The organism is Streptomyces sp. ActVer (assembly GCF_027270795.1).
In the GTDB taxonomy this organism is placed as follows: domain Bacteria; phylum Actinomycetota; class Actinomycetes; order Streptomycetales; family Streptomycetaceae; genus Streptomyces; species Streptomyces umbrinus_A.
On the sequence record NZ_JAPWHT010000294.1, the window covers coordinates 1 to 13,148 of the forward strand.

The window sequence follows — 13,148 nt, forward strand, 5'->3', positions numbered from 1 at the left end:
AGCCTCGCCTCGGCTCGCCGGGCCAGCCGCAGCGGGGCCCCGCCGAGCAGCCGGCCCAGCCGTGCGGCTTCCAGGGTGCGGCGGTCCAACAGGTCGGGATGAGGCGTCTCGCGGACCCGCTCGGCGATCCCGGCGGTGGCGCGCGGGACGAAGGCCAGCCCGATCTGCCCGTACGGCGGATCGGCCTCCTCGACCTCGTGGCCGAGCGCGGTCAGCCGCTCCGCGAGCGCGAGGACCCGGGCGCGTACGTCGGGCCGCAGCCGTGCGGGCAGTGCCGTGAACGGCGGCTTCAGCGAGAGCGCGATGCGCAGCCTGCCCGGGTCCCGGCCCACCGCGTCCGACACGCGCAGCGGGGACGGGCGGTGCAGATCGCGCTCGTGGCTGCCGCTCGCCGCGTCCAGCAGCAGCGCGGCGTCCTCGACCGTACGGGCGAGCGTGCCGTTGACCGTGATGCCGTGGAAGGACTCCGCGCGCGGCCAGGTCGAGATGCGGCCGCGCTGCGGCTTGATGCCGATCAGATGCGTCCAGGAGGCCGGGATCCGCACCGAGCCCGCGCCGTCCGAGCCCAGCGCGGCGGGCACCAGACCGGCCGCGACCGCGGCCGCCGAACCGCCGGACGAACCGCCCGGCGTGTGCCCGGTGTGCCACGGGTTGCGGGTCTCGCCGAAGGCCGGCCCCTCGGTGAAGGGCCACTGGCCGAACTCGCAGGTGTTGGTCTTGCCGACGACCACGGCCCCGGCCGCCCGCAGCCGCCGTACCGCCTCGCCGTCCTCGGCCACCGGCGGGAACTCCCCGCGGCAGCCGAACGCGGTCGGCTCGCCCGCCACGTCCATGTCGTCCTTGACCGCCACCGGCACCCCGAGCAGCGGTCGGCGTTCGCCCGCCGCCAGCTCCTTGTCCGCGGCGTCGGCCTCGGCGAGCGCGGCCTCGGCACGCACCAGCCGGAAGGCGTTGAGCGTGCCCTGAGAGGCCTCGATCCGGGCGAGGGCCTCCTCGACGAGCGTCCGCGAGGACACCGTTCCCTCGGCCAGGGCGCGGGCACACTCCGCGAGACCCGCGGCACGGTCGGGAGTCATACGGCCACCTCCGGGAGCGCGTTGTCTACTGAACGGTAACGTCAAGGCGGGCCCAGCGGTACGGGAAGGGCAACTTCCCTCGCCGGGGTGGTGATTCGCCCGTCCGTGGTACCGCTCCCGCCGGTCGGACGGCACGTCGGGCCTTGACTTCGAGCGTGCTCCAAGATCTACCGTCATGACAGTCGGTGACGGTCCGACGGTGAGCCCAGGGTGACGGAGACGGACATGCGGGTCGGCGTACACATCAACCGGTTCAACCACCCCCGGGGCGCGGCCGCGCTCGGTCCCGAGCTGGCCGCCGCGGGCGCCGCCGCCGAGGCGGCCGGCGTGAGCTGGATGTCGGTCATGGACCACTACTTCCAGATGGAGTTCAACGGCGGCGCCGAGAGCGACATGCTGGAGGCCTACACGACCCTCGGCTTCCTCGCGGCCCACACCTCCACGGTCCAGCTCGGCACGCTGGTGACAGGCGTGACGTACCGCCATCCCGGACTGCTCGCCAAGATCGCCACCACGCTCGACGTCCTGTCCGGCGGCCGGGCCACCCTGGGCATCGGAGCGGCCTGGTACGGCCGCGAGCACGAGGGCCTGGGCGTGCCGTTCCCGCCGCTCGCGGAGCGCTTCGAGCGTCTTGAGGAGACCCTGCGGATCTGCCTGCAGATGTGGGACCCGGCGGCCGACGGTCCCTTCGAGGGCAAGCACTACCGGCTCGCCGAGACCCTGTGCGTACCGGCGCCGGTGAGCACTCCGCGTCCGCGGATCATGATCGGCGGGGGCGGCGAGAAGAAGACCCTCCGGCTGGTCGCCCAGTACGGGGACGCCTGCAACCTCTTCGCCTCGACCCCGGAGGAGGTCGCGCACAAGCTGGACGTCCTGCGCGGGCACTGCGACGCCGTGGGGCGCGAGTACGCCGACATCCACAAGACGCTCACCCACTCGGGCGACCCGCGGGGCGGGGCGGAACTCGACGCCTTCACCCGGGAGCTGGAGGGCTACGCCAAGCTCGGCATCGAGACCGTGATCCTCGGCCCGCGTGTGGACGAGCCCGCCGAGTGGATCGAGCGAAGGGTGGCCCCGGCGGTCGAGCGCCTGGCCGAACTCGGCTGAACCGCAAGGCTTCTGGCGCGGCCAGACCACCATGATCGGCCTGACCCGCAGGACTTCGGGCGCGGTCCGACCCGAGCGGCCTCGGGTGCGCCGCCTACGCGGGCCGGCGGCGTACCAGTGCGACGAACTGTTCCAGCATCCGGGCCACCCCGTCCTCGTCGTTGGAGGCGGTGTGGAACCGCGCCACCCTCCTGACCTCGGGATCGGCGTTGGCCATGGCGTACGGTCGGCCCACCGCCCTGAGCATGGGCAGGTCGTTGGGCATGTCGCCGAACGCGGCGATGTCGTCGGGACGTATGCCGAGCCCCGCGCTCCAGGCCGTCAGCGCGCTGGCCTTGGTGACCCCCGGCGCGCTGAACTCCACGAGCGCGAGCCCCGTGGAGTGCGTGGTCTCGGCGTCCGTGCCCGCGCTGACACGCGCCCGCGTATGGAAGTCGCGCAACGACAGCGTCGGATGGTGCGCCAGGATCTTGAGGACCGGACGGTCGGGGTCCTTCGCCAGCAACTCCTCGGCGCTGCCGATCAGTTCGACCTCGGACTCCCCGTACGACCATGCGGGGTACGCCGGTTCGTGGCCGAAGACCGTCTCGTACTCGAAGGCGAAGGACACGCCCGGCACCGCCGCGCGGACGCGCGCCACGAGCGGGGCCACCGAGGCGGCCGGGAACGGTGACAGCCGTACGGGCGTGCCGTCGGGTGCGTACACGGCGGCGCCGTTGGCGGTGACGGCGAAGTGCCGGCCGATGTCGCGGTGCAGGGCGGGAAGGCCGCGCGGGGGACGACCGGTGACGAGGGCGAGACGGATCCCGGCCGCCTCGGCCGCCGCGAGCGCGGCCGCCGTCCGCCCGGAGAGGGTCCCGTCGCTGCGCAGCAGCGTTCCGTCCAGGTCGGTGGCCACCAGCTTCGGCGGCGTGGCGGGGACGGGGGCCGGGTCGGGCGTCGTCGTCATCGTCATCGTGAACCGCTGCCTTCCGGGCCGGACGAGGGTTCGGCCGGGCTGTGGGGGCCGGTGGTGCCGGGAGGCGGCCACCGGACGAACGTACGGGAGGGGGCCGGAACCAGTTCGGCTCCGGCCCCCTCCCGCCCTCGCGGCGAGCCGCGGGAGTCTGTCGTCGTCAGGCGGCGACGGGTGCGCCGGCCTCGCCGTGGATGCGGCCGATGACCTCGGTGAGCTGGGCGGCGACCTCGGTGTCGTCGGCCGGGTGCGTCTCGGCGAAGCGGACCACGGAGCCGGGGATCGAGAGCTTGATGTCCTCAAGGACCTTGGCGCCGGCGATGCCCGCGGCCTTGCGGGTCTCGTCCTGCGCCCAGACGCCGCCGAACTGGCCGTAGGCGGTGCCGACGACCGCGAGGGGCTTGTCCTTCAGGGCGCTCGCGCCGTACGGGCGGGACAGCCAGTCGATGGCGTTCTTCAGGACGGCCGGGATGGTGCCGTTGTACTCGGGCGAGAAGAGCAGCAGGGCGTCGGCGGAGGCCGCGGCCTCGCGCAGCCGGGCGGCGGCGGCCGGGACGTTGCCCTCCACGTCGATGTCCTCGTTGTAGAAGGGGATCTCGGCGAGGCCCTCGAACAGGTTGATCTCCGCGCCCTCGGGGGCGAGCTTGACGGAGGCCTCGGCGAGCTGGCGGTTGTGGGAGCCGGCGCGGAGGCTGCCGACGAGCGCGAGGATGCGAACAGACATGGGGAACTCCAAGGGGGGTGAAACATTGCCGTTACGATCCGGACCGGGGTCCGTTTAAAGTTGTAGCAGCTAAACGGACCACGGTCCAGTTTTCTTCCCGGGGCGATACGCTGTGTTCATGTCCGCCTCCCTGCCGCCCCTGCCGAAGCCTCAGGAATCGACCGGCGAGCCCGTCCTGCTGGAGCTCGGCTCCGCCGAGGACGAGCCCTGCCTGCGCGCCGACGCGGCGCGGAACCGGGCTCGGCTGCTGGAGGCGGCCACGCGGCTGATCGAGGAGCACGGCGCGGCCGGCGTCACGATGGAAGCGGTGGCCGTGGCCGCCTCGGTGGGCAAAGGGACGGTCTTCCGCCGTTTCGGCGACCGCACCGGCCTGCTGACGGCCCTGCTCGACCACTCCGCGAAACAGCTCCAGGCCGCCTTCCTCAGCGGGCCTCCGCCGCTGGGTCCCGGGGCGCCGCCCGTCGACCGGCTGCGGGCGTTCGGTCTGGCCGTCCTGCGTCAGGCGGCCGACCACCTGGAGCTCCAGCTGGCGGCCCAGCCGGAAGCGGCCCGCCGCTACTCCATCCCGCCTACGCGTTTTCTGGCCGGTCACGTCACCCTGCTGCTGCGGCAGGCGGTGCCCGACGCCGACTGCGCCCTCCTCACCCAGGCCCTGATGGGCTATCTCGACCCAGCCCTCATCCACCACCTGACCGAGGAGTGCGGGATGTCGATGGAGCGCCTGGAGGCGGGATGGATCGACCTGGTCGCGCGCGTGACGCGTACGGAACTGCCCCAGTAGGACCCGGACTTGGGCCGCACCGGGCCCGGGGTCGCCGCGCCGGACGTCCGGCACCCGCGGCGCCCCCGGCCCCGAGCCCGTGCCCGGCTTCTGCAAAGATGCCGTACGTCATGGTGCAGATACCGAAAACATCCGCCCCTACGTCGCCCGCGCCGCACTCCGTGCCCACGAGTGCCGATGTGGCCCGCCTGGCGGGGGTCTCGCGCGCGACCGTCTCCTACGTCCTGAACAACACCAGCGCCGTACGGATCAGCGAGCCCACCCGTCGCCGTGTCCATCAGGCGGCCAAGGAGCTCGGGTACGTCCCGCACGCCGCGGCCCGCAGCCTGCGCGCGGGGCACAGCCGCATGGTCCTGATGCCCGCGCCCGACGTGCCCGTGGGCCCGCTCTACAGCCAGTTCTTCAACGAACTCCAGTGGGCCCTGAGCCGACTCGACTACACCGTCGTGCAGTACGGCAGTGTCGGTCTCCAGGGCGACGAGGCGGCCCGCGCCTGGGCCGAACTGCGCCCGGTCGCCGTGCTCGTGCCCGGCAGCGGACTCGGCACGGAGGGCGTGGCCGTCCTCAAGCGCTCCGGCGCCCGGGCCGTCGTCACCCTCGGCCCCGACCGGGTCGAGGGCGCGCACGCCCTGATCATGGACCATCACGAGGTCGGCCGCAGCGCGGGCGCCCACCTGCGGGCCCGCGGCTACCGCCGTGTCGGGGTCGTGGTGCCCGAGGATCCCGGCCTGGAGATCTTCTCCAAGCCCCGTTTCGAAGGCGTACGGCAGGCCCTCAGCGGCACGGACGCGTCCGTGACCGAGGTGTCGCTCGCCTACGACGAGGAGGCCGCGTCCCAACTCGCCGGACGCTGGCGCTCGTTGGGCCTGGATGCCGTGTTCGCCTACAACGACGAGTACGCGATGCTGCTGATGCGCGCCCTTCAGGATGAAGGCATCGGCATCCCGGGGGACACTGCTGTCATCGGCGCCGACGACCTGATGCTCGGCCGGCTGCTGCGTCCGAGGCTGAGCACCGTCCACATCGACCTGCCGTCCGGACGGGAGCTCGCCGAGCTGGTCGACCGCGCGGTGCGTGAGCCCGGCGCCCCGCCGGAGGCGCACGAGGTGCTGGGAGCGACGGTCGTGCACCGCGAATCGAGCTGAACACCTGGGAGGCGCGTCATGCGGACCACGGTCGGCATCATCGGCGGAGGCCCGGCCGGGCTCCTGCTGGCCCGGCTGCTGCACCGGACGGGGATCGACTGCGTCGTCCTGGAGAGCAGGACCCGCGCGTACGTCGAGCAGCGGCAGCGCGCCGGGATGCTGGAGCAGGGCACGGTGGACGCCCTGCGCGAGTGCGGCGCCGCCGACCGGCTGGAGGCCGAGGGGCTGGTCCACAACGGCATCGAGCTGCGCTTCGACCGCGAGCGGCACCGCATCGACTTTCCCGTGCTCACCGGCGGCCGCACCGTCACGATCTACGCCCAGACGGAGATCGTGAAGGACCTCGTGGAACTCCAACTCGCTGACGGACCGCCGCTGTTGTTCGAGGCCGAGGTGCTCGCCGTCGAGAACGCGGTCGAGGAGCCGGGCGGCGGCGCACCCCTCGTGCGCTTTGCGCACGACGGCCGCGAACAGGCCCTCACCTGCGACTACGTGGTCGGCTGCGACGGTTTCCACGGCATCGCCCGCGATGCCTTCCCGGCCGCCGTCAGCCGCACGTACGAGCACGAGTACCCCTACTCCTGGCTCGGGATCCTGGCCGACGTGGCGCCCTCCTGCGAGGAGTTGATCTACGCGCGCGGCCCGGGAGGCTTCGCGCTGCACAGCATGCGCTCGACGTCGGTGTCACGGCTGTATCTGCAGGTCCCGAACGGCACGGACGCCGACGAGTGGCCCGACGAACGCATCTGGGACGAGCTCGACGCACGCTTCGCGATCGTCGGCGACTGGCGGCTGGAGCGCGGCCCGATCACCTCCAAGTCGGTTACCGGGATGCGGAGTTACGTTCACGAGCCGATGCGCCACGGACGCCTCTTCCTCGCCGGGGACGCCGCGCACATCGTGCCGCCGACGGGTGCCAAGGGGCTGAACCTGGCCGTGTCCGACGTCCGGGTCCTGGCCCGCGGCTTCGCCGAGCTCCACCGCTCTGGATCGACCCAACTCCTCGACTCCTACTCGGAGTTGTGCCTCGAACGGGTCTGGCAGGCGACGCGCTTCTCGTACGACATGACTAAGATGTTGCACGCTCAACCAGATGGGGATGCCTTCGAGGACCGGCTGCAGCTCGCGCGACTGCATCGGATCGCGGCATCCCGCCCCGCGGCCGCCGAACTGGCCGCGAACTACACGGGACTTCCGCTCGCGGCCACCGTTCGCGCTGTGGGTCCCACCGGTGTCCACTGACCGAACGGAGAGCCGTCATGCCGCTGCTCGACCCGGAGAACTGGCAGTCCCCCAGCTTGTCGGGCGGTGAGTACGCCCGCACGGAGCCCGCGACCGGCGACCCGCACGGCACCGTCACGCTCGCCTCCGCCGAGGACGTCACGGCAGCCGCCGGGACCGCCCGTGCGGCCCAGGCGGAATGGGCCCGCGCCCCGCACTTCGTCCGCGCCGCCGTCCTGCGCAAGGCCGGCGACCTGTTCACCGAGCACGCCGACGAGCTGCGCGACTGGATCGTGCGCGAGTCCGGCTCCATCCCCGGCAAGGCCGACTTCGAACTGCATGTCGCGGCCCAGGAGTGCTACGAGGCGGCCGCGCTCGCGTCGCGTCCGGCAGGGCAGGTCCTGCCCTCCGAGGCGGCCCGGCTGTCGTACACACGGCGTGTCCCGGTCGGCGTCGTGGGAGTCATCTCGCCCTTCAACGCCCCGCTGATCCTCTCGATCCGCTCGGTGGCCCCTGCGCTCGCGCTCGGCAACGGCGTCGTACTGAAGCCGGACCCGCGCACCGCGGTCTGCGGCGGCCTCGCGCTCGCCGCGGTCTTCGCCGAGGCGGGCCTGCCGGAAGGGCTGCTGCACGTGCTGCCCGGAGGCCCGGAGGCCGGGCAGGCGCTGGTCGCCGACCCGCAGGTGCCGGTGATCTCGTTCACGGGCTCAACCGCCGCCGGGCGGGCGGTGGGTGAGGCCGCGGGGCGCCATCTCAAGCGCGTACACCTGGAGTTGGGCGGCAACTCCGCGCTGATCGTGCTGGAGGACGCCGACATCGACGCGGTGATCTCCACGGCAGCCTGGGGCTCGTTCTTCCACCAGGGCCAGATCTGCATGACCACCGGCCGCCACCTCGTCCACGCCTCGCTCTACGACGAGTACATCGAGCGGCTCGCCGCGAAGGCCGACTCGCTGGCCGTCGGAGACCCGCACCGGGAGCAGGTGCACCTCGGGCCGATCATCGACGACGCCCAGCTCGCCAAGATCCACGGCCTGGTGGAGTCCAGCACCGCACGCGGCGCGAAGCTCGCTGCCGGCGGCACCCATGACCGGCTGTTCTACCGTCCGACGGTCCTCGCCGGAGTCGACGACTCGACCCCCGCGTACGCCGAGGAGGTCTTCGGCCCGGTCGCGCCGGTACGCTCGTTCAGCACCGTCGACGAGGCCGCCGCCCTTGCGTCCGACGGGCCGTACGGCCTCTCGCTGGGCATCGTCACCCGGGACACCGCGCGTGGCCTCGACCTCGCCGAGCGCGTCCCCACCGGGATCGTCCACATCAACGACCAGACCGTCAACGACGAGGCCGTCGCGCCCTTCGGCGGCATCGCCGCCTCCGGCACCGGCGCCAGGTTCGGCGGCGAGGCCAACCTGGAGGCCTTCACCGACCTGCGCTGGACGACGGTGCGAGGGGACGTGGCGGGCTACCCCTTCTAGGGGCGCCGACGAGGTACTGGGCCCGCCAGGGGCACCGGCGGATCGGCGGGCCTCAGCGGCGCCGGCGGCTCACTGAGCCTGCTGGCCCTGCTCCGCGATGGACTTGCGGACCTCGTCCATGTCCAGCTTCCGGGCCTGTCCGATGACGTCCTCAAGGGCGGCCTCGGGCAGCGCCCCGGGCTGGGCGAAGACGGCCACCTGGTCACGGACGATCATCAGCGTCGGAATCGACTGGATGTTGAAGGCCGCGGCCAGCTCCGGCTGTGCCTCGGTGTCCACCTTGCCGAAGACCAGGTCGGGGTTGGACTCCGCCGCCTTCTCGTAGACCGGGGCGAACTGGCGGCACGGGCCGCACCAGGACGCCCAGAAGTCGATCAGGACGAATTCGTTGTCCGTGACCAGCTGGTCGAAGTTGTCCTTGGTGAGCTCCACGGTGCTGCTCATGGCGTTGAATCCCTCTTCCTGGGGTCGGGGCCTTGCCGATGTCCACAACGGCGTCGATCAGTGGCGTATTCCGCGCACGTACCCGTGTGGCCACGGCCCACACCAAGCACCAGACTGACCCCATGACGGAATCGGAATCCATCGCGTACGACGTCGTGGTGCTCGGGGCCGGGCCCGTGGGGGAGAACGTCGCCGACCGCGCCCGCGCGGCAGGCCTCTCCACTGCGATCGTGGAGAGCGAACTGGTCGGCGGCGAGTGCTCCTACTGGGCGTGCATGCCCAGCAAGGCCCTGTTGCGCTCGGTCCTCGCCCGTGCGGACGCACGCCACGTGCCGGGCCTCAGCCAGGCCGTGCAGGGCCCCCTCGACGTCGGCGCGGTCCTCGCCCATCGTGACGAATACACCTCGCACTGGAAGGACGACGGCCAGGTCCGGTGGCTCGACGGCATCGGTGTCGATCTCTACCGCGGACACGGACGGCTCGCCGGGCCACGCCGGGTCACGGTCGAGGGCCCCGACGGGGAGCGGCACGTCCTGACCGCCCGACACGCCGTGGCCGTCAGCACCGGCACCCGTGCCGTCGTGCCCCACCTGCCCGGAATCGCCGAGGTCAAGCCCTGGACCAGCCGCGAAGCCACCAGCGCGCACGCCGTGCCGGGCCGCCTCGTGGTCGTCGGCGGCGGGGTCGTCGGCGTGGAGATGGCCACCGCCTGGCAGGCCTTCGGCTCGAAGGTCACGGTCCTCGTCCGCGGCAAGGGCCTGCTGCCCCGTATGGAGCCCTTCGCCGGGGAGCTGGTCGCCGAGGCACTGACGGAGGCGGGCGCGGACGTGCGCACGGGCACGTCGGTCGAGGCGGTGACCCGGGAAGGCACGACGGTCGTGGTCACCACCTCCGCGGGCGACCGCATCGAGGCCGACGAGATCCTCTTCGCCACCGGCCGCGCCCCGCGCACCGACGACCTCGGACTCGAGACGATCGGCCTGGACCCCGGTTCCTGGCTGTCGGTCGACGACAGCTGCCGGGTGACGGGCAGCGACTGGCTCTACGCGGTCGGCGACGTCAACCACCGAGCCCTCCTCACCCACCAGGGCAAGTACCAGGCCCGTATCGCCGGCGCCGCCATCGCGGCCCGCGCGGCCGGTGTCCCGCTCCTGGAGACCGACCCCTGGGGCGCCCACGCGGCGACCGCCGACCACGCGGCCGTTCCCCAGGTCGTCTTCACCGATCCGGAGGCCGCCGCCGTCGGTCTCTCCCTCGCCGAGGCCGAACAGGCCGGTCACCGGGTCCGGGCGGTCGACGTCGACCTCTCCTCGGTCGCCGGCGCCGGCCTCTACGGAGAGGGTTACCGCGGACGCGCCCGCATGATCGTGGACCTCGACACCGAGACCCTCCGTGGTGTCACCTTCGTCGGCCCCGGCGTCGGTGAAATGCTCCACTCCGCCACGATCGCGGTCGCGGGCGAGGTCCCGGTGAGCCGGCTGTGGCACGCGGTGCCGGCGTATCCGACGGTGAGTGAGGTGTGGCTGAGGTTGCTGGAGGCGTACCGGGACGCGTGAGCGCTCCGCTGGGGTGCGCGTCTTTGGCTGCGGGTTCGTTGTGGCTGGTCGCGCCCACGCGGCGGAGCCGCATATCGATACAGTCCCGCGCCCCTTGAGTGGCCCTGCGGGCACTCAAGGGGCGCGCGGCCTCAGTCCTGCTCGGGCAGGTCGAAGCCGAGGGCCGTGGCCGCCTGGCTCGGTGTCGGGTGGGACCAGCGTTCCGCCATCGCCTGGTTGGAGGAGAGGGAGCGCAGTTCGGCGCGGTCCAGGTAGAGGGTGCCGTTCAGGTGGTCCGTCTCGTGCTGGACGATGCGGGCGGGCCAGCCCGTGAACACCTCGTCCAGCGGGCGGCCGTGCTCGTCCTGGGCCAGCAGTCGCACCTCGGCGGGCCGGGCCACCACCGCCTGCCAGCCCGGCACGCTCAGACAGCCCTCGAAGAACGCGGCGCGGGCGGGACCCACCGGCTCGTACACCGGGTTGACCAGCACGCGGAAGGGCAGGGGCACCCGGCCGCGTGCCTCGCGGATCTCGTCCGGCACCGGCGCCGGGTCCTCGACGACCGCGAGGCGCAGCGGTACGCCGACCTGAGGTGCGGCCAGCCCGACGCCCGGTGCCGCGTGCATCGTGTCGCGCAGGGCCGCGACGAAGCGCGCGAGGAGCGCCGGGTCCAGCTGGCCGTCGAAGGGCTCGGCCGCGCGCCGCAGCACCGGATCACCGGCGGCGACGATCGGCAACGGGCCCGTACGGGAGAGCAGTTCCTCCACCTGGTCGCTGAGGGACGAGGGCACGGGGTCACTGGGAGAAGCCATCGCGCCAGGATGCCAAGCGGAATGCCGCGGTGCGAGGCGGCTCTCTGGAGGGGAGCGAGGGTGTCGCGTCTCACTGGACTCCGGATCCTCCCCTGGTTCCCTCCCGGACCCGCCTGATCCCCGCCCCGGGTGCCTACCCCGCGGCCTCCAGCAACGCCGTCACGCTCTCCCGGGCGCGCGCGACCCGCGACCGTACGGTCCCGACGGGGCAGCCCACCGCCGACGCGGCGTCCGCGTACGGCAGGCCCGCCAGCTGGGTCAGGACGAACGCCTCGCGGCGAGGGGCGTCCAGGGTCTCCAGGAGGTCGAGGAGGGCCACGCCCTCGTCGAATCCGGGCAGCCCGCGCGGCTGTGCGCGCTCGGCGGCCGTCTGCCAGTCGCCGGTGTCGGACAGCCGCGGCCGCGTTGCTGCCGTGCGGAACCGGTCGGCCACCGTGCGGCGGGCGATCGCCAGCAGTCAACTGCGGGCGCTGGAGCGGGCGGAGAACCCCGGCAGAGCGGTCAGCGCGCGGAGGAACGTTTCCTGGGTGAGGTCGTCGGCGCCGTGCACATCGCCGCTGAGGTGGGCCACGAAACGCCATACGTCCCGGTGGGTGGCCCGCACGAACCGCTCGACCGCGTCGGGGTCGCCGGCTCCGGCGGCCAGGGCCCAGCGGGTGATCCGTTCGTCATCGTGTGCCTGAAGCAGGGCAGTAGCCATCGCAAGTGGTCCTTCGGTGAAGGGAAGCGCGGAGTGAGGAGTGCGGCGTACGGCCCGCGCGGCCCGGAGGTGTGCGCGTGAGGCACGCGCGCGTGGGCCTCGCGTGGACCAAGGGGCCATCGCACGCGCGCGTGGGCCTACGGCAACGGCACGCGCGCGTGGCTTCGCACGACGCCTGGGCGCAGTACGAGAAGGACCAGGATCCCGGCCGACGAGTTGGACCGGGACCGGCCTACGAGGAGGACCAGGATCTCGGCCGACGAGTTGGACCGGGACCGGCCTACGAGGAGGACCGGGGCTTGGTCGCCGGGCACGCGAGCCGTTCGCCGACGGCAGGCACGTACGCCGCGGATCCGCCCGTCACCGGTGGCGGGACGGGCGGTCAGCGGGCGGCCGGTGCGACCGGCGGACCTCTCCGCGTGACGGCGTACTCCAGCAGAACTCCGCGCAGCCGGCGCACCGGGACGAACACGGGGGTCCGTACGGGCCCGGCCGGCCGCATGGCCGCCGACACCCGCAACGCCCGCTGCAACGGCTCGAAGAGCGCGGTGCCGAGCAGTCGGCCGGTCCGGTACGCGATCGCCCGCGCCGTACGGAACGCGGCCTCCTCGCCGCGCCACAGCCACAGACCGCAGACAACCGCGGCGAGCAGGTGGGCCGCGAACATGCCGACGTCACCACCCATGAGCAGGGTGTCCGCCGGACCGGGGCCCATCGGGTGCGTATGGCCGCCCGCGTCCATGGACGACGTGGACATGAAGATGCCCGACGAGCGCGCCCGCTGGGCAAGTCCGAACAACTGGTGCAGCCCGAGCTGCGCCACGACCGTGGCCCCGGTCACCAGCCCGACGCCGCGCTCCCGCCCGGTGAGCCACCACGCGGCGGCCGTCGTCGCGGCGAACGCGTACCCGACGGCCCACCACGGCAGACCCGCCCCGGACATCAGCGCGTGCCCCAGGGCCGCCGACACCACGCACACGGCCGCGAACACGGCGGCACGCGCGAGGCGGAAGGCGATCCCGGAGGTCATGGCGAGCATCGTGCCAGTCCACGGACGCCCGGATGACCGGAGCCCCGATATGCGCCTCGCGATGTGACCCACACCACGCGAACCTCCGGGAACTCGACGCCCCCGCCCACCGACTACTGCACCGCAACGGCCGAGCACGGCCC

The 13,148-nt window shown here is 72.9% G+C and carries 12 protein-coding genes and 1 pseudogene; 6 read left to right on the plus strand and 7 right to left on the minus strand.

Annotation, left to right across the window (positions count from 1 at the left end; all coding sequences use genetic code 11):
- The coding region (locus tag O3Q52_RS35530; RefSeq protein WP_269652746.1) for an amidase at positions 1-1,076 on the minus strand (1,076 nt) is incomplete at its 3' end.
- A 225-nt stretch (positions 1,077-1,301) separates the two neighbouring features.
- On the opposite strand from O3Q52_RS35530, the gene O3Q52_RS35535 reads away from it, so the two are divergent.
- Complete coding sequence (locus O3Q52_RS35535) at positions 1,302-2,183, plus strand: LLM class F420-dependent oxidoreductase (RefSeq protein ID WP_269652756.1); 882 nt, start codon at positions 1,302-1,304, stop codon at positions 2,181-2,183.
- A 94-nt stretch (positions 2,184-2,277) separates the two neighbouring features.
- Here O3Q52_RS35535 and O3Q52_RS35540 read toward each other — a convergent pair whose 3' ends face one another.
- Together O3Q52_RS35540 and O3Q52_RS35545 are read right to left on the minus strand one after the other, a co-directional pair.
- Positions 2,278-3,138 carry an HAD family hydrolase gene (locus tag O3Q52_RS35540; RefSeq protein WP_269652747.1) on the minus strand — a complete coding sequence of 287 codons (861 nt, stop codon included), beginning with the start codon at positions 3,136-3,138 and terminating at the stop codon, positions 2,278-2,280.
- A 160-nt stretch (positions 3,139-3,298) separates the two neighbouring features.
- A complete protein-coding gene (locus O3Q52_RS35545; protein ID WP_269652748.1) occupies positions 3,299-3,862 on the minus strand; it encodes an NAD(P)H-dependent oxidoreductase in 564 nt (187 codons plus the stop codon).
- 118 nt (positions 3,863-3,980) lie between these two features.
- Here O3Q52_RS35545 and O3Q52_RS35550 point away from each other — a divergent pair, with 118 nt between their 5' ends.
- The 4 genes from O3Q52_RS35550 (at position 3,981) to O3Q52_RS35565 (ending at position 8,484) form a co-directional block, all read left to right on the plus strand.
- Positions 3,981-4,643, plus strand: a complete 663-nt coding sequence (locus O3Q52_RS35550; protein WP_269652749.1) for a TetR/AcrR family transcriptional regulator — start codon at positions 3,981-3,983, stop codon at positions 4,641-4,643.
- A gap of 110 nt (positions 4,644-4,753) precedes the next feature.
- On the plus strand, positions 4,754-5,788 hold the full coding sequence (locus tag O3Q52_RS35555) for a LacI family DNA-binding transcriptional regulator (RefSeq protein ID WP_269652750.1): 1,035 nt from the start codon (positions 4,754-4,756) through the stop codon (positions 5,786-5,788).
- An 18-nt stretch (positions 5,789-5,806) separates the two neighbouring features.
- Positions 5,807-7,030: a 4-hydroxybenzoate 3-monooxygenase gene (locus O3Q52_RS35560; protein ID WP_269652751.1), complete on the plus strand. Its 1,224-nt coding sequence runs from the start codon at positions 5,807-5,809 to the stop codon at positions 7,028-7,030.
- A gap of 17 nt (positions 7,031-7,047) precedes the next feature.
- On the plus strand, positions 7,048-8,484 hold the full coding sequence (locus tag O3Q52_RS35565) for a benzaldehyde dehydrogenase (RefSeq protein WP_269652752.1): 1,437 nt from the start codon (positions 7,048-7,050) through the stop codon (positions 8,482-8,484).
- A 69-nt stretch (positions 8,485-8,553) separates the two neighbouring features.
- Here O3Q52_RS35565 and trxA read toward each other — a convergent pair whose 3' ends face one another.
- Positions 8,554-8,928: a thioredoxin gene (trxA, locus tag O3Q52_RS35570; RefSeq protein WP_189839268.1), complete on the minus strand. Its 375-nt coding sequence runs from the start codon at positions 8,926-8,928 to the stop codon at positions 8,554-8,556.
- Positions 8,929-9,050: 122 nt separating this feature from the next.
- Between trxA and O3Q52_RS35575 the strand changes: the two genes are divergently transcribed.
- Positions 9,051-10,484, plus strand: coding sequence for an NAD(P)/FAD-dependent oxidoreductase (locus O3Q52_RS35575; RefSeq protein ID WP_269652753.1), 1,434 nt, complete (start codon positions 9,051-9,053; stop codon positions 10,482-10,484).
- A 131-nt stretch (positions 10,485-10,615) separates the two neighbouring features.
- Here O3Q52_RS35575 and O3Q52_RS35580 read toward each other — a convergent pair whose 3' ends face one another.
- The 3 genes and pseudogenes from O3Q52_RS35580 to O3Q52_RS35590 form a co-directional block, all read right to left on the minus strand.
- Positions 10,616-11,275 carry a peptide deformylase gene (locus O3Q52_RS35580; protein ID WP_269652754.1) on the minus strand — a complete coding sequence of 220 codons (660 nt, stop codon included), beginning with the start codon at positions 11,273-11,275 and terminating at the stop codon, positions 10,616-10,618.
- Between the two features lie 133 nt (positions 11,276-11,408).
- Positions 11,409-11,975, minus strand: a pseudogene (locus O3Q52_RS35585) (sigma-70 family RNA polymerase sigma factor).
- A 382-nt stretch (positions 11,976-12,357) separates the two neighbouring features.
- Positions 12,358-13,005, minus strand: coding sequence for a hypothetical protein (locus tag O3Q52_RS35590; RefSeq protein ID WP_269652755.1), 648 nt, complete (start codon positions 13,003-13,005; stop codon positions 12,358-12,360).
- Between the last annotated feature and the right edge of the window lie 143 nt (positions 13,006-13,148).